The sequence below is a fragment of the Bacteroidota bacterium genome (assembly GCA_026391695.1).
Taxonomy (GTDB): domain Bacteria; phylum Bacteroidota; class Bacteroidia; order Bacteroidales; family JAGONC01; genus JAPLDP01.
In genome coordinates, this window is sequence record JAPLDP010000018.1 from 1 (window position 1) to 20,257 (window position 20,257).

Annotated in this window: 18 protein-coding genes; 8 read left to right on the forward strand and 10 right to left on the reverse strand. The window is 41.7% G+C overall.

Going from position 1 to position 20,257, the window contains the following annotated elements; all coding sequences use genetic code 11:
* The 3 genes from NT175_00645 to NT175_00655 form a co-directional block, all read left to right on the forward strand.
* The coding region (locus NT175_00645) for an HYR domain-containing protein (protein ID MCX6233222.1) at positions 1–1,874 on the forward strand (1,874 nt) is incomplete at its 5' end.
* 46 nt (positions 1,875–1,920) lie between these two features.
* The gene (locus NT175_00650) at positions 1,921–2,838 is read left to right on the forward strand and encodes a type IX secretion system membrane protein PorP/SprF (protein ID MCX6233223.1); all 918 of its coding nucleotides are present in this window, start codon (positions 1,921–1,923) and stop codon (positions 2,836–2,838) included.
* 42 nt (positions 2,839–2,880) lie between these two features.
* Positions 2,881–5,304 carry an OmpA family protein gene (locus NT175_00655; GenBank protein MCX6233224.1) on the forward strand — a complete coding sequence of 808 codons (2,424 nt, stop codon included), beginning with the start codon at positions 2,881–2,883 and terminating at the stop codon, positions 5,302–5,304.
* 198 nt (positions 5,305–5,502) lie between these two features.
* On the opposite strand, the gene NT175_00660 is transcribed toward NT175_00655, so the two are convergent.
* The 3 genes from NT175_00660 to NT175_00670 all read right to left on the reverse strand — a co-directional run bounded on the left by NT175_00660 (position 5,503) and on the right by NT175_00670 (position 6,454).
* Complete coding sequence (locus NT175_00660; protein ID MCX6233225.1) at positions 5,503–5,847, reverse strand: DUF86 domain-containing protein; 345 nt, start codon at positions 5,845–5,847, stop codon at positions 5,503–5,505.
* Complete coding sequence (locus NT175_00665; GenBank protein ID MCX6233226.1) at positions 5,828–6,082, reverse strand: nucleotidyltransferase family protein; 255 nt, start codon at positions 6,080–6,082, stop codon at positions 5,828–5,830. Before NT175_00665 ends, NT175_00660 begins: the two co-directional genes overlap by 20 nt.
* A gap of 159 nt (positions 6,083–6,241) precedes the next feature.
* Entirely contained in the window at positions 6,242–6,454 is a 213-nt protein-coding gene (locus NT175_00670; GenBank protein MCX6233227.1) for a hypothetical protein, read from the reverse strand.
* Positions 6,455–6,576: 122 nt separating this feature from the next.
* On the opposite strand from NT175_00670, the gene ppdK reads away from it, so the two are divergent.
* Together ppdK and NT175_00680 are read left to right on the forward strand one after the other, a co-directional pair.
* Positions 6,577–9,333, forward strand: coding sequence for a pyruvate, phosphate dikinase (gene ppdK / locus NT175_00675; protein ID MCX6233228.1), 2,757 nt, complete (start codon positions 6,577–6,579; stop codon positions 9,331–9,333).
* A gap of 75 nt (positions 9,334–9,408) precedes the next feature.
* The gene (locus NT175_00680) at positions 9,409–11,064 is read left to right on the forward strand and encodes a phosphoenolpyruvate carboxykinase (ATP) (protein MCX6233229.1); all 1,656 of its coding nucleotides are present in this window, start codon (positions 9,409–9,411) and stop codon (positions 11,062–11,064) included.
* Between the two features lie 3 nt (positions 11,065–11,067).
* On the opposite strand, the gene rlmH is transcribed toward NT175_00680, so the two are convergent.
* A complete protein-coding gene (gene rlmH / locus NT175_00685) occupies positions 11,068–11,538 on the reverse strand; it encodes a 23S rRNA (pseudouridine(1915)-N(3))-methyltransferase RlmH (protein MCX6233230.1) in 471 nt (156 codons plus the stop codon).
* A gap of 121 nt (positions 11,539–11,659) precedes the next feature.
* On the opposite strand from rlmH, the gene NT175_00690 reads away from it, so the two are divergent.
* The 3 genes from NT175_00690 to NT175_00700 all read left to right on the forward strand — a co-directional run bounded on the left by NT175_00690 (position 11,660) and on the right by NT175_00700 (position 14,274).
* Entirely contained in the window at positions 11,660–12,058 is a 399-nt protein-coding gene (locus tag NT175_00690) for a DUF4783 domain-containing protein (GenBank protein MCX6233231.1), read from the forward strand.
* The gene (nadC, locus tag NT175_00695) at positions 12,051–12,902 is read left to right on the forward strand and encodes a carboxylating nicotinate-nucleotide diphosphorylase (GenBank protein ID MCX6233232.1); all 852 of its coding nucleotides are present in this window, start codon (positions 12,051–12,053) and stop codon (positions 12,900–12,902) included. The genes NT175_00690 and nadC overlap by 8 nt, the downstream gene beginning before the upstream one ends.
* A 364-nt stretch (positions 12,903–13,266) precedes the next feature.
* Entirely contained in the window at positions 13,267–14,274 is a 1,008-nt protein-coding gene (locus NT175_00700) for an NAD(P)-binding domain-containing protein (protein MCX6233233.1), read from the forward strand.
* On the opposite strand, the gene NT175_00705 is transcribed toward NT175_00700, so the two are convergent.
* The 6 genes from NT175_00705 to NT175_00730 all read right to left on the reverse strand — a co-directional run bounded on the left by NT175_00705 (position 14,271) and on the right by NT175_00730 (position 20,249).
* Positions 14,271–15,764, reverse strand: a complete 1,494-nt coding sequence (locus tag NT175_00705; GenBank protein ID MCX6233234.1) for a polysaccharide biosynthesis protein — start codon at positions 15,762–15,764, stop codon at positions 14,271–14,273. The two genes, NT175_00700 and NT175_00705, sit on opposite strands and share 4 nt — an antisense overlap.
* Before the next feature lie 198 nt (positions 15,765–15,962).
* Positions 15,963–16,445, reverse strand: coding sequence for a hypothetical protein (locus NT175_00710; GenBank protein ID MCX6233235.1), 483 nt, complete (start codon positions 16,443–16,445; stop codon positions 15,963–15,965).
* The gene (locus NT175_00715) at positions 16,442–16,882 is read right to left on the reverse strand and encodes a glycosyltransferase family A protein (GenBank protein MCX6233236.1); all 441 of its coding nucleotides are present in this window, start codon (positions 16,880–16,882) and stop codon (positions 16,442–16,444) included. The genes NT175_00710 and NT175_00715 overlap by 4 nt, the downstream gene beginning before the upstream one ends.
* Positions 16,883–17,129: 247 nt before the next feature.
* Positions 17,130–18,068, reverse strand: a complete 939-nt coding sequence (locus tag NT175_00720; protein MCX6233237.1) for a GNAT family N-acetyltransferase — start codon at positions 18,066–18,068, stop codon at positions 17,130–17,132.
* A 12-nt stretch (positions 18,069–18,080) separates the two neighbouring features.
* Positions 18,081–19,091, reverse strand: a complete 1,011-nt coding sequence (locus tag NT175_00725; protein ID MCX6233238.1) for a polysaccharide deacetylase family protein — start codon at positions 19,089–19,091, stop codon at positions 18,081–18,083.
* Between the two features lie 78 nt (positions 19,092–19,169).
* On the reverse strand, positions 19,170–20,249 hold the full coding sequence (locus NT175_00730) for a glycosyltransferase family 4 protein (protein ID MCX6233239.1): 1,080 nt from the start codon (positions 20,247–20,249) through the stop codon (positions 19,170–19,172).
* Between the last annotated feature and the right edge of the window lie 8 nt (positions 20,250–20,257).

The following is a 20,257-nucleotide window of genomic DNA, read 5'->3' on the forward strand; positions in this document are numbered from 1 at the left end:
GGACGGTCACCGACAATGCGGGAAATACAGCTACTTGCCAACAACTGGTTATTGTTACCGATAATCAGAATCCGTCAATCAGCTGTCCGGCCAATGTCATGGTCAATGCCGACTTAGGTCAATGTTATGCCACTGGCGTGAGCCTTGGCAGCGCGGTAACTTCGGATAATTGCGGTGTGGCATCTGTCAACAATAATGCTCCTGCTACTTTCTCTGTTGGGACAACTGTTGTAACCTGGACTGTCACCGATTATAATGGCAACACTGCCCAATGTACACAGTCAGTAATAGTAGTTGACGGGGAAATTCCATCTATTACCTGTCCTGCTAATATCAGTACCATTACGGATGCTGATGTTTGCTTTGCCACAGTAAACCTTGGCTCTCCTGTCACCTCCGATAACTGTGTTGTAGCCTCAGTAACCAACGATGCTCCTGACCAGTTTATGGTCGGTGTAACGACTGTCATTTGGACTGTCACCGACAATGCAGGGAATACAGCAACTTGTCAGCAGACCATTACAGTCACTGATAATCAAATTCCATCAATCACTTGCCCTGCTAATGTTACTGTCACAACAGATCCTGGTCAATGTTTCGCAACAGACATTGAATTAGGAGCTCCCGTTGTAAATGATAACTGCCAGGTTGCCTCTGTCACAAACAATGCTCCTGCACAGTTTAATGTTGGTATAACTACTATCATTTGGACTGTCATTGATATATATGGGAACAGTAATACATGTGAAATGACTGTGACCGTGACCGATGCGACTGCACCATCAATTATCTGTCCTGAAAATATCCTTTTCATCACTGAAAAAGGAATATGTGAAGCAGATATCATTGTTGATGAACCTGAAGTAGATGACAACTGTGGAATTCCCACTTATATTAACAGTTATACTGGCACCTCCAATGCATCTGGCACTTATCCTGTCGGTACGACAAATGTTATTTGGACTGTTACAGATATTAACTCCAATACCAGTACATGCATAACTAATGTATCGGTGTTATCACCACCATTAGCCAATGATGATTATGCAAGCACTCCGCAAAACACAGCAGCTGTTGATATTAATATCATAGCTAATGATTTCGATTGCCTGAATTCATTAAATTCGTCAACGATCATTATTGCCCGTCAGCCTTTAAATGGAAGTGTAATTGTGAATAATGCCACCGGAGCGGTAACCTACACACCTTTTATTGACTTTACTGGAGATGATGATTTTGATTACCAGGTATGTAATTTTAGTGGTCTCTGCGATACGGCGACGGTTTATATAAATATAACCACAATAAACCATCCACCTGTGGCTGAAAATATAGAAGACTCAACGCTCGTTAATATACCAAAGATAATTGATCTCAATGGTCATGTTTCAGACCCTGACGGCAATTCTCTTACCCTGAGTATTTGTGGTGAGCCGGCAAACGGTACCGTCACTATAAATGATGGTCTATTAGTCACCTACACGCCCGACCTGGATTATGAAGGATGGGATTCTATTTGCTATACCGTATGCGACAATGGCGCTCCACAATTATGTGATGATGCATATATCTATATCGACTCTAAAGGTCGAGAACCACCAATCATAATTTCTAATACGATAACACCAAATGGTGATGGATTCAATGACTTCTTTTATATTGAAGGAATTGAAATGTATCCTGAAAATGAATTGTTGATCTTCAACCAATGGGGTGATCAGGTCAGATCATTCCGGAATTATAATAATTATGAAGTACGTTGGGATGGAACCAATAAAAGCGGAGGACTTTTGCCTGCCGGTACCTATTATTATATCCTCAGGCTGGAAAAAATTCATCAGGTTTACAATGGCTGGGTCTATATACATTATTAATTATTGACTGAAAAACATAAAAAATAATAACATAGAAAATAATCATATGAGAAAGTTATTGATCTTCGTTCTGGTGTTCTCAGGCTGTCAAGCTTTGGCACAGCATGATCCGCTATACAGCCAGTATATGTTCAATCCAATTGTCATCAATCCTGGTTATTCGGGTAGCAGGGAAGTATTGACTGCAACGGTGGATAACCGCTATCAATGGGTGGGTATGTCCGGTGCTCCACGTACATTGACATTAAGCGTCCATTCGCCACTTCGAAATGAAAGCATCGCTGTCGGTGGTTATATTTATAGCTATAAATTGGGACCAAGCCAGGAATTTGGAGTTGTTGGCAACTATGTTTACAGGATTACAATTGGAAAGGCCAAATTATCTTTAGGACTTCAGGTTGGGCTGACCCAACTCAATATTGACTGGGATAAAACATCAGTCCATGATGTAAATGACCCAATTTACCTGAACCGTCCCAACAGCAAACCCAGACCAGATGCAAACTTTGGCATTTATTACTACACCTCTAAGTTCTATGTCGGACTATCATCGCGACACTTATTTGAGAATATAATCTCCCCTGTTTCATCTGATGAGATTGTTTATGCTAACCTGACCAGACATTTTTACCTGACAAGTGGCTATGCACTTGAAATCAGTGAGGATCTGGTCTTTAAACCATCAACACTCATCAAGTACGCCCCTAATGCTCCGATAAATGTTGACCTTAATGTGAGTTTCCTGATGAAGAAAACTTTTGAAGTGGGTATTTCATACCGAAATCTGGTCAATGCTATAGTATTTATGGCACAATTGCATCTGGCACAGGGGCTTCGGATTGGGTATTCTTATGATGCGACATTAAGTGAGCTGAAAAACTATACCAATGGTTCGCATGAGATAATGATTAGCTATGATTTCAGATTATTTAAATCAAGAGAACTGACACCCAGATATTTCTAATTCTATTATTATTAATATTATTCATTCACAACACCCTTTTCTATGAATGCAACGAAAATATGTATTCTAACCGCGTTTTTTGCTTTTGCCATTTCATTTGGCTCTTCTGCCCAAATCCAGAAAGCAAATCGCTATTATGAGATGTTTGAATACGCTAAAGCTATTCCTTTATATCTTTCAGTGATAGAAAAAGGAAATAAAGATGCTGAGGAAGCGACTTTAAAGCTTGCAGATAGTTACAGGCGTATCAATAATTATAAAGAAGCTTCGAAATGGTATGCCAAAGCTGTGACATTCGATTCAGTTTCGGCAACAACATATTATTATTATGCTCAGTCGTTGAGAAGTAATGGTAAATATCTTGAATCCCAAAAATGGTTTGTGAAATATGATAGCTTGTCGCCGGGAGACCAAAAGAGCAGTAATTATTTCTCATTCGTTGATTCTCTTTTCAATTGGACACCAAAGACAAAATATTCAATTGAAAACGCTGCTGCTTTAAATTCTTCTTTTGCAGATTTCTCACCTGCCATTTTTAAAGACGGGATTATTTTTGCCAGCGACAGACCTGGTAAAGATGCGAAGATATTTGGGTGGACAGGCGATTATTATTTGAACCTGTATTTTGCTAAAATGGATACGACAAGCAGGAAAATTTCTTTTCAATCCCCAGGGTTATTTTCGCAAAAGATTAATAATGTATATCATGATGGCCCCGCTTCATTTAACAAGGATTTTAGTATGATCTATTTTACCAGATCCGTTAGAGAACGTGGTAATATTGATTCTTCAAAGCTTTATACAAATAAGTTGAAGATATTTTTTTCGGAATACAAAAAGGAACAGTGGACTGACCCAAAACCATTGTTTCTCAACAATGACAAATATTCTGTTGGACATCCTGTCTTTTCAAGTGATTCAAAAACAATTTATTTTGTTTCTGACATGCCGGGTGGCTATGGTCGCACAGATATTTATACCTGTCATTATGTGGATACGGTTGGCTGGTCGCAACCGATAAATCTTGGTACCAATATCAATACGTTTGCTGCTGAAATGTTTCCATACTTGTATAATGATTCAACTTTATACTTCGCCTCCGACGGACACCCGGGTTATGGCAGCCTCGACCTGTTCAGATCTGTAAAAGTCTATGGCTATTGGTCAACACCTGAGAACCTGATGGCACCTTTTAATTCAACAGAAGACGATTTCGGCATTCTCATTCTGAATAAAAATTTATCATTCATCAGCTCAAACCGTCCTGGTGGTCTCGGCAATGATGATATATATATCGTACGCCAGCTTAAAGAGGAAAAACCCCCGGTAAAGCCTGTCTATGTATACTCAATCAATGGTTTTGTCAAAGATGAAGCCACTTTGAAACCTATTGCAAATGCTACAGTATTTATTTGGGATAAAGAAAAGGGAATAGTAAAAATACTAAAGACAAATGCATCAGGCTATTACTCGCAACGAGTTGATAAGGGCCATAGCCTTACTCTCAAAGCCATGAAAGAAGAGTATAATTCCGACACCCTTAACATGAATATTTCTCAAAATCCAGTTGATACATCGATACATGCGAAAAGAGATTTGCTATTAAGTAAACTGGAACTTAACCAGGTATTCAGAATTGAAAAAATCTATTATGACTATGATAAATGGAATATCCGCCCCGACGCTGCAATTGAACTTGACAAAGCGGCCTCTTTCCTGGGGGAACATCCTGAAATAACTGTTGAGCTTGGTTCCCATACCGATTCAAGAGGAAGCGATATCTATAATCAAAAACTATCGGAACGAAGGGCAGAATCAGCCGTAAACTATATTATTGAAAAAGGTGTAAAACCATCGAATATCGTATTCAAAGGATATGGCGAAAGTCAGCTTGTCAACAGTTGTACAAATGGGGTAACATGCACTGCTGAACAACATCAGGCAAACAGGCGTACAGAAATCAAAATCACCGGGTTTATAAAAGTTTCTGATACAACTACTTCCAACTATTTAGATAAATTTTCTGCCGGCGATAGTCTCTCAATTGGTTCTTTTAATCTTAATTTTTTCAATTTGATAAAAGATGTCAATAAACAAAAAATTCAGTCTGAGCAAAATGAACCAGGTACTGACAAGAAAGAGAACGCCAAGGCACCTTCAGATCCAAATAAAAAATCCACATCACCTGAAACATCAAAAATCAATAAATCTGATATTTCCGGGACAACTTACAGCATCCAGATAGCAGCCTCAAATGTCAGGGAGGATAAGCTCTTTAAAGATATTACCAAATTGATCATTTGCACTTGCAATGACGGTTATGTCAGATATTTTACCGGTAGCTTTTCAAGTATTGCAGAAGCACAACCATTATTAAAAGATATGCAGAAGAAAGGATATAAAGATGCCTGGATAACCAAAATTGATAATATAAATTGCAAATGTGAACAAGTTTTGAGAGATTAAATTCGTAAAATATACCTTTTCTTTGTAATAGTGGAGGGGGAGACAGATCAATAGGGGCCAAAAGGGTTGACTTTAAAACTAAAAACGAAGTTATCGTTTTCATAAAGTCAGCCCTTTCTACTAGATGTGAGGAGCGAAGAGCGAGGAGCGAAATATTTCGTTCGCCATTCGCTCCTTGCTCTTCGCTCCTCGCTCAACTTATTCTTTTTCACGATTAATAATACTTTCGATTTGGGAATACAATTCATCCAGTTCATTTTTAACAACATCCCATACCAGATCATAATCAATCCCAAAATACTCATGCACCAATTTATCACGCATTCCAGAAATGTTTTTCCATTCGATATCCGGATATTTATTTTTCAAGACTTCCGGAACTTTCTTAGCTGCCTCGCCGATAATTTCGAGGCTTCTTGTAAAGGCCCTTATTAATGTAGGATTTTCAATGAATTCCGCAAAAGTCAGATCCTTCGATTCATCTTTAAGATATCTAACTTCATCTAAAATATGTCTGAGAAACTCAATGGCTGAAGGAGACATACTCAATCTCTTTGAAAATATACGGCTTAAGATATGGGCTCAGTGAGCCGTGTGTCAAAAGATCCACTTCTTTATTTAAAATGCTTTCAAGGAAGTAGGCCAAATGAATGAAATTTTTGTAATTCTTTTTTCCCGGATTAAATTCAACAATAAAATCAATATCGCTATCCGGCGTTGGTTCATTCCGGACATATGAACCAAAAAGACCAATCCTTTTTACCCCAAACTCCTTCATTTTACCAGAATTCAGGAGCAATAACTGAAGTATTTTAGTTTTATTTAATGTTTCAGGATTCATTATTCAAAGTTACAATATTTTGAATTCTCATCCTTTAGAGGTTAAATCTTATTTTGATCCGCTCTCATTTGTAATCAGGAATTTATTTGGGATTTTTTATTCCGTCCCTAACGGTACCGACGTGAAGAGCGAAGAAGAGCGAATAGCGAGGAGCGAAATATATCGTTCGCCATTTGCTCCCCGCTCCTCGAATAATTTTTCGCAATACTTTCCCAATCTGAATTTTTCGTAACATTGCACCTTATTTTCAAAAAATAATCCAAACATGCTGATACGCCATTCCATGATATTCCACGTACTCCGTGTCATCTGTGTTTCTTAATATCAAATGATATAAACCAATCCACCTTACCCCCTTCACCCCCTCTCCTGGAGGAGAGGGGGACGGGGGGTGAGGCCAATAAAAAATAATAAGTCTTAATCACAATACCATGTCAAAAGAAATAAAGCGCAAAAATGTCTATTTCTTCGGCGATAAAAAAGCCGAAGGCAATGCAAAGATGAAAGGCCTTCTGGGTGGCAAAGGTGCCAACCTTGCCGAGATGAACCTCATCGGCGTGCCCGTTCCTCCGGGCTTTACCATCACCACCGAGATGTGTACCGACTACACACGGGGCCACGACAAGGTGGTGAAGATGATCACCAAAGAGGTGGAAGAATCGGTGAAGAATGTGGAAAAAATCATGGGGTCAAAATTTGGTGATCCAAAAAATCCCCTGCTCCTTTCCGTCCGCAGCGGCGCCAGGGCATCCATGCCCGGTATGATGGACACCGTGCTCAACCTGGGATTAAATGACGAGGTGGTCAAAGGGCTCACAAAGAAAACAGGCAATGAACGGTTTGTGTGGGACTCCTATCGCCGCTTTGTACAAATGTACGGCGACGTCGTCCTCGGCCTCAAGCCGGCCACAAAAGAAGATGTCGATCCGTTTGAAGAGATCATCGACACCATGAAAGAGAAAAAAGGCGTCAGGCTCGACACGGACATGAAAACTGACGACCTGAAGGAACTTGTCGTGAAATTCAAGAAAGCCGTTAAAAAAACCACCGGTAAGGACTTTCCGGATGATCCATGGGAACAGCTCTGGGGCTCCATCTTGGCTGTATTTGGCAGCTGGATGAATGACCGTGCCAAGGTGTACCGCCAGCTTAATGACATACCCGATGACTGGGGCACTGCCGTGAATGTGCAGGCTATGGTCTTCGGCAACATGGGCAGCAGCTCAGCTACCGGCGTAGCTTTCACACGCGATGCCGGCACAGGCGAAAACCTCTTCAACGGAGAATACCTCATCAACGCCCAGGGCGAAGATGTCGTCGCCGGCATACGCACACCGCAACAGATCACTCTGGAAGGCTCCAAACGGTGGGCTAAGCTGGCTGGTGTCTCTGAAAAAGACAGGAAAACGCTCTACCACTCCCTCGAAGAAACGATGCCGAAATTGTATAAGGAACTTTTCAGGATACAAAACAAGCTTGAAAAGCATTACACGGATATGCAGGACCTGGAGTTCACCATACAGGAGGGCAAGCTGTGGCTGCTGCAGACCCGTAACGGAAAACGTACCGGCGCTGCCATGGTGAAGATTGCCATGGACATGCTGAAGGAAAAACTCCTCGATGAGAAGACAGCCCTGCTCCGCATCGAGCCCAACAAGCTGGATGAACTGCTACATCCGGTATTTGACAAAGGAGCGCTGGCCCGTGCCGACGTCATCGCCAAAGGTCTGCCGGCATCACCCGGCGCTGCCACCGGACAGATCGTCTTCCATGCCGAAGATGCCGAAAAGTGGGCTGTCATGAAGAAGGATGTGATACTTGTGCGCGTGGAAACCTCACCCGAAGACCTGAAGGGTATGAACATTGCCAAAGGCATTCTCACCGCACGCGGTGGCATGACATCGCACGCCGCCGTCGTCGCCAGAGGCATGGGAAAATGCTGCGTGTCAGGCGCAGGGAATATCAGAGTCGACTATAAGGAAAAAACCCTCACAACCCACGGGCTGATACTTAAAGAAGGTGACTGGATCTCACTCAATGGCTCCAAAGGTGAAGTGTACCAAGGCAAGATAGCCACTAAAGATCCGGAACTCAGCGGTGACTTTGGCAAGCTGATGAAGCTGGCCGACAAGCATACGCGTATGTATGTGCGAACCAATGCCGACACGCCGCATGATGCTACTGTAGCCCGCGGCTTTGGCGCCAAAGGCATCGGCCTGTGCCGCACCGAGCACATGTTCTTCGAAGGCCACCGCATCAGAGCCATGCGCGAGATGATCCTCGCCAACGACTCCAAAGGACGCCGTATAGCCCTTGCCAAGCTGCTGCCCATACAACGTGCCGACTTCGAGGGCATCTTCGAAGCTATGCAGGGCCTGCCCGTCACCATCCGCCTCCTCGACCCGCCTTTGCATGAATTTGTCCCACATGAGGAAAAAAATCAGAAGGAGATGGCGAAAGAAATGGGCGTCAGCGTGGATGAAATCAAAGCCAAGGTGGAACAGCTGGCTGAATTCAACCCCATGCTCGGCCACCGTGGCTGCCGCCTCGGCAACACCTACCCTGAAATTTCGGAGATGCAGGCCCGTGCCATCATCGAAGCAGCACTCAACCTGAAGAAAAAAGGCATCAAAGCCATACCCGAGATCATGGTACCCCTCACAGGCACCTATGAAGAGATGAAAATGCAGGAGGATATTGTGAGGCAGACCGCTGAAATGGTTTTCAAGGAAAAAAAAGACCGCATCGACTACCTTGTCGGAACCATGATCGAAGTGCCCCGTGCAGCCCTCGTCGCCGACCAGATAGCACGGTCGGCGGAGTTTTTCTCCTTTGGCACCAACGACCTGACGCAAATGGGATTCGGCTACTCGCGCGACGATGCCGGCAAGTTCCTGCCCGTCTACCTCGAAAAGGGTATACTCAGGTACGACCCCTTCCAGGTGCTGGACCAGGAAGGTATCGGACAGCTTATCGAAATGGCTATCACCAAGGGACGACATACCAGGCCCAACCTGAAAATCGGCATCTGCGGGGAACATGGCGGCGAGCCCAGCTCAGTGGAATTCTGTAACAAGGTAGGCATGAATTACGTCAGCTGCTCACCATACCGCGTGCCGATAGCTCGTGTGGCCGCAGCGCAGGCTGTGATAAAACAGGGCGAACAGGCAAAAAAACAGAAAAAATAATCAAACCACCTCACCCCCCCCGTCCCCCTCTCCTGGAGGAGAGGAGGTGAAGGGGGTAAGGCCAATTAGTACATCATGAACAACACATCCCCCCTGAATTACCGTTTACAAGCGGCTGATGAAGCCCATCCAAATGTCTTCAACAATCCTTCACGCAGCAAGATGATACAGGAAGCCGTGGATAACCGTGAGGCGCTGATCGCCGACAGCGGCGCGCTGGCTACCTGGACACCCGTGGAATCTACCGGCCGCAGCCCCAAGGATACAGTGACGGTCCGGCGGCCAGCCAGTGAAAACAACATTGACTGGACATCGCAGAATAACCTGCCCATCGATGAAGAGACGTTCGACATGCTCTTTGAGGATGCCCTGGCTTTCATGGCAAAAAAGAATAAGATATATGTCACCGACAGGGTCGTCGGCGCCGATGTAAGCTATGCCCTGCCTGTGCGGCTCGTCACTTCACATGCACTCCATGCCCTGTTTACCGACAACATGTTCAGGCCAGTTCCTGCTGATATCCATAAAAGCATCTTTGCCGGCAAAAGATTCAGTATTTTACAAATGCCCTATGATAAGCTGGATGAAAAAAAGTATGAAGGCAGGCTGCGGAAGCCGCCTGATGGCAAAACCTCCACGCTGGTGGTCGCCATTGATTTTGACCGCAGGATGGGCGTCATTGTCGGATCGGCCTATTGCGGCAGCGTCAAGAAGATGATGTTCACCGTCATGAACTACTACCTGCCCTTTGAAGGCATACTGCCGCTGCACTGTTCCGCCAATGAAGGAAAGGACGGGGCATCGGCACTGCTGCTCGGCCTGTCGGGCACAGGGAAAACGTCTCTCTCCGCCGACCCCCGCAGGGCTCTCCTCGGCGACGATGAGCATGGCTGGAGCGACACCGGCATCGCCAACTTCGAAAATGGCTGCTATGCGAAAATGATCAACATAAATCCTGCAAAGGAAAAGGACATCTATGACGCGGTCATGCACAAGGATCATTACCTGAATCACGGCGCCATTATCGAGAATGCCATGATATACCCCAATGGCAGGATAGATTATTTTGACGGACGTTTCACCGAGAATTCCCGGGCCTCCTATCCGCTGAGCTACCTGAAAAACATCAAAGAGTTGTCCACAGCAGGGCACCCGTCGACCATCCTCTTCCTCACTGCCGATGCCTGTGGTGTTTTGCCGCCGGTGTCGCGGTTGCACCCCGACCAGGCAATGCTGTGGTTTATGATGGGATACACCAGCAAGCTGGCAGGCACCGAAACAGGCATCACCGAGCCGCAGGCCACCTTCTCACGGTTCTTCGGCCAGCCATTTATGCCATGCAATCCACATATCTACGCCGAAATGCTGGGTGAAAAAATGAAGAAACACCACACGCGCGTGTTTCTCATCAACACAGGCTGGAGTGGTGGTGCCTATGGCACAGGTAAACGTATCGACATATCCCTCACGCGCAGAATGGTGGATGCAGCCCTGTCGGGCGAACTGGATCACGTGGAATATGTGGAGGATACGCTATTCCATTTGAATGTACCGCTCTCCTGCCCCGGCGTACCCCAGGAGATGCTCCTCCCTAAAAACACATGGGCTGATAAAGAGGCGTATGAGGTGGCAGCTAAAAAACTTGCACAGCAGTTCAGTTTCGCCTTTGGCAAGTGCTATGGCGGAAAAAATATCAGAGAAGGCATCATCAGCCAATGCCCGGGGAAATAGATTTCAATGATGATATGCCTCATTCCTCAGAATGGTGAATGCCCTGTATAGCTGCTCCATAAATATCACCCGCACCATCTGATGCGAAAACGTCATCATCGACAGCGCCACCATGCCGTTAGCCATTTTATATATCTTTGCATCAAAACCATAAGATCCCCCGATGATAAAAACCAGGTTCCTTATCCCGGCATTCATTTTATCCTGGATGAAACCGGCAAAATCCGGCGATGAAAAGTGTTTTCCTTTCTCATCGAGTAAAATGACCACATCATCCTGTTTAAGGTGCTTCAATATCAGCTCACCCTCCTCCTGTTTCTGCTGAACGGCGCTAAGGTGCCGGGTTTGTTTTAAAGCCGGTATCATAACGGCTGTGAAGGGAATGTAATGCTTTACACGGCTTTCATATTCAGCTATGCCGCTCCTGAGCCAGTCCTCTTCCGTTTTACCGATCATCAGCAATGTTATTTTCATAAACACTTAATTTTTCCGACACGGTTTTTTCATCACAATTATACTAACTTTGTATGAACCAATGGAATTTACCCATCGTTATTTGGTTTAATTATTGTGCGATATTCTAAATTTCGTGACTATGAAGAGCCTTTCAATAATACTAATAATTCTGTTATCCGGCATCCCGGGGGCATTAAATTTATACCAGGCCGGCGACATCAAGCAGGAGGTCGCTGCAGCCATACGTTCCGGTGATGCAGCCCGGCTTTCCGGCTATTTCGATAAAACGGTGAACATCACCCTTCCGTCAGTTGAGGGCACCTACAGCAAGTCGCAGGCTGAGCTGATCCTCAAGGACTTCTTCGCGAAAAATCCTCCGGTGTCATTTGTCATCGACCACGAAGGGGCTTCCGATTCAGGCTCCCAGTATTTTATCGGCACCTATAAATCAGCATCCTCCACCTTCAGAGCCTATATTCTGATAAAAAAGCTCTCCGGCACATTATATTTACAGCAACTGCAGTTTGACGCTGAATGAACAAACCATGACCGTCGACGACCTCATCAGCCTGGCATTACAGGAAGATATCGGAGAGGCTGATCATACCAGCCTGGCGACGATACCATCATCGGCGCGGAAAAAAGCCCGTTTGCTCATCAAAGAGGCAGGGATACTGGCAGGCGTTGATATAGCCAGGAAAGTCTTTATGAAAGTCGATCCCGATGTTGACTTCAATGTTGCAATGCCGGATGGCACCATTATTAAAAAGGGCGACATAGCCTTTACCATTGAGGGCCAAGCTATTGCCATACTGTCGGCAGAGCGGCTGGCATTGAATTTCCTGCAGCGCCTGAGCGGCATAGCCACATATACATACAAGGTTGTTGCACAGTTGCAGGGACTGCACACCAGGGTGCTGGATACGCGTAAAACGACGCCACTGTGGCGCGAGCTGGAGAAATATGCCGTCAGGACCGGTGGTGGGTATAACCACCGCGCAGGCCTGTACGACATGATCCTCATCAAGGATAACCACATCGATTTTGCCGGCGGAATCACCAACTCAATTCAGAGTACACGGCAATACCTGGCCAGGAATAAGATGGAGCTTAAAATTGAGATAGAGGTCCGTGACTTTGCTGAACTCAATGAAGTCCTCGCTGCCGGCGGCATTCACCGTATTATGCTGGATAATTTCTCCCCTGTGGAGCTTAAAAAAGCCGTCGGCATGATACAGGGCCGCTATGAAACAGAAGCATCAGGCAGCATACGGCTCGAAAATATCAGGGAATACGCTGAAACAGGTGTCGACTTCATCTCCGTCGGCGCCCTCACTCACCAGATTAAAAGCCTCGACATGTCGCTTGAAGCTGTTCCGTGAATTCCTCCGTGGTTAATATAATTTTGTATCTACACAGAAATGCGTACTTTCAGGGTAACGAAGGTGAATAACTCCGTGCTTTAGCACGGGGAAATGAATAACTCCGTGCTTTAGCACGGTGTCAAGAAGACAACACCAAACCGGGCTTTAGCCCAAAACCTTGTTTACGATATGGCATATGTGAAAATCTGTGTTCAAGCGTTTGTTTCGGGCTAAAGCCCACGTCATAGTTGGCTTTGAACCCCAGGACTGAAGTCCTGGGCCATTTAAATCACGAATTCTAATCCCAGGTACGCATTATTGTGATGACCCCTAATTTTATTGTAGTTTTGTATAAATTTGTACAACAAACAACTCTATCAGGATGGATAATCTCAATGGGAACATCGTCATCATCGGCGCCGGCTCTATCGGTACAGCACTGGGCCAGGTGCTGGCATCAAAAGAAGAATTGGATGTCCATCTCCTAACCATCGAAAAAGAGGTAGCCGCATCCATCAACAGCACACACCTGAACAACAAGTATTTCCCCAATATCCGCCTTCATACCGCTCTGAAAGCCAGCACCAGCGAAGAGATACTCAGCCGGGCCGGGATCATTTTTTTAGCCATCCCCTCTGTGGTAGTGGTTGACTATCTCCGGCAGCTAAAGTCCAGGCTTCCCTCCCAGGCTCTTCTGGTCAACATGGCCAAAGGATTCTGCAAGGAAAACAGGATCATCTCCGAATGTCTGGGTGAGAAATTTAAAAATCCCGTTTGCGCGATGAAAGGGCCGACATTCGCACGCGAGATCATTAACAATTCACCGACAGGATTCACATTGGCTACCGAACACCAGGATCTTTTCAGGATCTTTTCGGACCTATTCGCGGGAACAAATATTTTCCTGGATTTTTCCACCGACCTCCGGGGCGTGGAGCTGCTGAGTATATTTAAGAACGTCTACGCCATCATCATCGGCATCGTCGACGCTCACTTTAACTCCACCAATCTGCGTTTTCTGGTCCTCACACGAGCTTTCAATGAGATGAGGGAACTTCTCCTGCTCTTTGGTGGACGTGAAGAAACTATGTTCAATTACTGCGGGTATGGCGACTTCAGCCTCACCGCACTCAATGACCTGAGCCGCAACCGCACACTGGGCCTGCTCATTGGGAAAGGTTTCTTCACCGAAAATATTTCGGATAAAGTCGTGCTCGAAGGGTGCATCGCACTGAATGTCATCATTGAAAAAATTCTGGCCCACAAACGGTCTGTTGACGAATTCCCCATGATAGGCGAACTGCATAAGGTCTTTAACCAGGATTACCCACTCTCACACTTTGTCAATAATATCCTCGACAAGGAACGGACGCTATATATTGATTTTTAATTCTTTTTAAAAGTTCCTTTCAGTATTTTAATTGTTTTGTGAAAATTCTGATTCATCTCTTCCGATAGCCTGAGTCCCAGAATCAGCATTATGTATATCACAGCGACAAGAGAGCTTCTGATAATTATATCCAGAATAAAATGATGCATCTCTGGAATTAAGTACCCGATAAAATAAGCTAATCCCCCGATAAGAAGAATTACCAGAAATTTATAATTATAAGGAAACATTTTGAATTTCACGTACACAAATAGGACAGCCAATGAATCGACAATTAATTTTGAGAGAGCGGATGCAATGGCCGAACCGACAATTCCATATATTGGTATGAGGATCAGATTTGTAATAATGACTAATAACACCCATACAATCATATATAACGCGCCTACTTTATAATATCTTGAATTTGCCACCAGGGTCGTATTAACGCCAATGACCATATCAAAAAGGAAGGATATTCCTATATAAAGGATGACATAACGACCTGATTCATATACCGGTGGCAGGATTTTAAAGATATTGTCAATATTTACCCAAAGGCCGATCAATAGCAACAACCCAATGATCATCTGATTCAGGCAGCTCTTATAATAAAGATCATTTAATTTGACAGTATCGTTCTTTCTCCAGGCATCTGCTATCACAGCAGAAGAAATCTTTAACAATGGCCGTGAAGGTAAAATAACCAACGTTGCGAAGAAAAAGGCAGTAACGTATACACCCGTAGGACCAAGACCTAATATGTCATCAATCAGAATTCTGTCAATATTAAGGGTGATGACACCTGTTGAGGCTGAGATAATCCCAAATAAGCTCATCAGAGTCATTGTTCTGGAGAGATCCTTTGTTAAAAACTTAAACTGCGGTTTCAGATTGAACTGTCCGGCTTTGATCAGTGATAAAATAATGATAAGCGTGGGCAGCGCAAAGCATATAATATAAACAATAACAAATTGATTGAAATCTACGATACTGAAATAAAAAAGAATAATGCCGATGAGTATTAAAAACCTCTGGAATAGCTCTTTAAGAAAGGTACCTATGACGGCATTATAAAGGACCTTATAATAGTTATCCAGGATGTTGAAATAAAGAATAAATGCAATAAGTGGTATAAGATAGTTAATATATTCCGAAAACAGATAAGACTTCTCAAGGCTTTTTTCGACCAGGATGGGCTTTACAATAAAGAATATGATCAATGACAGTACAAATCCTATAGTTGTAACCAACAGGGCAAGAAAGAGAAAACCATGATGTTGTTTGTTCTGATCCCTGAAAAATGTAAACATCCTGGTAGTGGTGCTGATGAAACCGAGTGAAGACAGCTGAGCGAAAATCAACGAGTAAGAAACAAGGATACTTAGCAGCCCGATTTCCTCTGATTTCAGAATCCTGGGAAATATGATCCCATTGGTGATGAATCCAATAATTACACCTAAATAGGTATATACAGTACCTTTTATCGCTTGTTTCTCAACTATTCCCAACTTTGCTTTCTGTATTAATACATGTATTATTAATCAAGGCAATCATCCAATTTTAGTGTATCCAAAAATTTTCGAATTTCTTATTTATAAAAGAGATAGTTATGTTTATCAAGAGTGAATGCTTTAAATCCATTGCTGAGTAAATGTTTTACAAATGATTCAATTTTCATTAATCCCAAAATTATCGTGATAAAGATGTTATGATTTATGTTTTCTGAATTGTGATTGTACTCCTTTCAGGTATCCCAATGTAACATAAAATCTGAATTTTACGATCATCCAACCTTTAATCCCCTCTAATGTTATTAAATACCAGAAGAACAAGATAAAGGAAGCCAGCCATTTGAATATTTCACCGGATGTCTTTATAACAACAGCATTATTCCCTTCAAAGTATGATCGTTTCCATTCACTAAAACCTATCCCAATAGCCTGCATTCTGATGAATCGCTGCGACAGTCTGCTAGCTGAGACAATATGGAAGACTATGGCCTCGGGTAAATAATAAATTTTCTCTTTATTTGACTTTAAGCGGTTAAAAAGATTCTTTTCCTCACTACCTTCCAATAAATCACCTTTACGACCCAAAGCTGTGTTAAAGTCCCCGTATTTATCAATAATATATTTCCTGAATGCCATATTAGCTCCAATAGGAAATTTATGATAAGTGAATGGCTTCATTTCTTCGCCGAGATCAAGGGCATTAAAAAGTCCGTCATCCAATGTGATTTTTGTGCTTCAAACAAAAGAACGATTTTACCCCCCATAGAAGCCACATCAGGATGTGTTGCAAAGAATGATTGAATAACGCTTAAATAATCCTTTTCAGGCGCATAAGCATCGTCATCAATAAACAGTAGAATATCGCCTTTCGCTTCTCTTATGCCTTTATTCCTTGCAAATGATAATCCTTGGTTGTCCTCGATTAAGTATTTAAAATGAATCTCCGGATTACTTTCTATAAAATCCCTACAAAATGTATCTGTCTGATCAGAGCAATTATTATTGACAAGAATAATTTCGTAAAGCTTTTTATCCATGTTCTGACGGATTAAACTATTCAGACACCTCCTGAGGTATGCTTCTCTGTTATATGTGCAGATTATGATTGATATCACTCTAAACAAATCTAAATTCTGGTATAAAATTCTTAAAATTCCACATGTGATTCAGGAGCACTCTTTTAATGCTTCAAGAACAACCTGTGTCTTGAATGCTGCTGAAAATTTTCTCTAGCCTTTTTTATAATTGACAGGTTTACGCTTTTTGTTCAACTTAGTTCCCTGTCCTAATTTCTCAGACCACCTCAATAATAAAAGATTAAAACTTCTGATAAAAAAATTGGTTTTAATTGTTATGTTATAATTAAAAGGTATCATAATCAGCTCTGGTAAAAGAAATCTGATCAATGGGCTGGTCTTTATTAAATCTTAGGAAACCAACAGGTAACTCATCGGTGGATGCTAATCTTTCCTTTAAAAATCCATATAACCAATGGTTCTTACTTAATGACAGTATAATCCTCTTACAACCTAACTTTTTAGCTAGAGAATACATAGTTTGAATGAACTGATCTGTCATTTCTTCTTCAAAAAACACAACATCTCCAATTATTAAATGGGTCTCGGGTTTAACAAAAAAAATAAAATCATTAACTTTTATCAGATATGTATTTCTGCTCTTGTATTTAAAAAAATTCAGATCTTTCTTAATCAGGCCAGATGACAAATTATGATTAAAACTACCAGCAATTTTTTCATCTAGTTTAAGCATGGAGGTCGAAAGAATTAAATTGCAATATATTTTGTACAAAGGCTTTAATAATCTAAATTTTGAAACAAACTCGCATAAAGGAACCGCTTTGCTAAAAAGTTTAAAATCCTGCATAGATCCGAAGAATTCCCAATCCAGTTTAATTTTAAATCCAGGATAAGAGTTATCATTAGGAAAACCAAAAATGAATTGAATATTTTTTTCTTTAGCCAATTCATATGTTTTTTTTGCAAGATCTATAAATAATCCTTTTTTTCGATGTTCTGGAGCAGTCATGGTATCTCCTGACTGAGCAACCAAATAATCATTCCCATCGATAGTCATTGTTATTGGGAATACACCATAATAAGCGCCAGGCTTTCCCTTACCATCATAAGCAATAAATCCAATATCGCGCAGTCCGAACAGATCGGTGGCGTATTTTTGGCGAATTTCTTTTATAGATTTATGTAAATTAAAACACCGCTTATATAATTGTTTTATATGTGCAGCAGAATTTTCATTTATTTGTTTAAAAAAATATTCACTCATAAAACGAAATGTTTAACTGAAGCCCTTTTTAGAGAATGTTTTATTCAATGTAAAAATGTTTGATTCAAAAGTTGTCGTAGCTGAAATGCCGTGACGATTCAGAATACGTGGATCATTCCTATCTGATTCATTTAAATAATTAACTGCCAACTGGCTGGTAAATCCAATCTCTGTTGCCATGTTTATAATATCCATATTATAGCTTCCATCCGGATAAGCTATGCTTTCGACTTGTTTATCGAGGACACTTTCCAGCAGGATTTTCGATTTTTGCATATCATTATACGCATCGAATCTGTCAATATTTGCCAAATTATAATGTAGATGCCCATGAGAACCAATTTCGACCAATTTTGAGTCAGATAACTGTTTTATTTCTTTCGTGCTTAAGAGTTCCCATAATTCAGATGGTATTTTTCTTATTTTATTAACTATATCGAACTTTGTACAAAGGTTCCCAAGAATACTATCGCGCTTCAATGCGCCCTGTTCTTTTAAAAATCCACTTAGATGAATTTGGGATGATTCCTCGACAAGGTTTGTGAATTTCAGATCATCAATTATGACCGTGTCCTGTTGATGAAAATATTTCAGACAAGCTAATGCGTCAGCCCAAAGGAAAGGATACGAATGCTCATCTATGCAAGCACTTGAAATAAAGAATGTGGCTTTAATCTTATATTTCTCTATAAGAGGCAACACGACCAGTAGATTATTCTTGTAACCATCGTCAAATGAAACAGTAATAGTCCTTCTAGTTGGCTTGAGGTTGTTCCGATAATAATGAAATGCTTCGTTTATACTAATCAATGCGAATTCTTTCGAAAGGTATCTTAATATTCGATCAAATTGCTCGACAGGTATATGTCTGGGTGAAAAGAAATTACCATTCCTGGATACCACACCATGGAACATAATATTTAAAATAGAATGTTTCGCAAAACTTCTCAATACCTTTTCCAATCCAAGATTGACAATAATTGGAAGAACAACATTTCGTGCTATTTTTTTAGAGATTTTCATTCAAGATAGGATTTAATCTCACTGATATTGGATGACGCCCATTTGATTTATAATAATTTTTTTATTTCAAACTATCCATTAAAATATTTCTGTATCCAACAGTCGCATGAAAGCCTTTTCTCTTTTATCAATAGCAAAATTCTCAACAATCCGTTTTCGAGCTTCACGCCCAAGTTTCTTTCGTTCTTTTTCTTCTAAATTAAGAAGATTTATTATTTCACTTTCAATTATGCTTTCATCCCGACGACTGATTATAACACCGCTTTTCCCGATAATAAAAGGAATTCCTCCGACCTTGGACCCAATTGGAATACATTCACATAGCATAGCCTCACATAATGAGTTGGGAAATCCCTCGGAAATTGATAATTGCAAATAGAATTCACATTCAGCCAGAAATCCTCTGATCTTTTCAGGAGACATTGAGTTATATAAAGTAAGATTTGAAGGAATCCCAATAAATTCATTTCTAATTTTAGGATCAATACCAATAATAATAAATTTATTTTCAGGAAACATCACAGTAAGTTGCATTATAAGATCAATTCCCTTAAGCTTAATCCCGGCTGAATTATTAATATAAGCCACAGTAATAAAAGTACCATGGTTCTTAACCTGAGTTGGATCCCTTTTCCAGAAAGTAATATCAAAGCCATTGTGAATTACCTTGTAAGGTGTACTAAGCTTAGGGAAAAAATATTTAAAACCCTGCGTCTGGGAGTCGACTCCTTCATAATATGTATTTTCCGATTTAACCTGTGATTCATCGACAGGAAGTAAACATTTACAATATTGAAAAGACCATTTGATTACCATTCTTAGAAATGGCTTTCTCAAACTTCCATAATCTATCGAAGGGAAAGATACACATTCGGTGCCTCCAAGTATAATATAAACTGGCTTGTTGAAAAGTCTACCCCATAGAGTTGGCAGTAAGGACCAATAACCTGCAAACATTATAAAAATGGCCTTGATTGAAAACTGGTGTCGCAGTAAAAAAAAAGCCTGCATGATAAACACAAGGGGGGTAAGGAACTTATTATTCCATGGATGTTTTGGATTTAACAAAGTGAATCTTCCAGATAATAAATTAATATCCTTCGTTACAAAGGTTGATTGGACGGGCGAAATATAAACGATCTTTTTATTCTTCAGCATCAAATCAA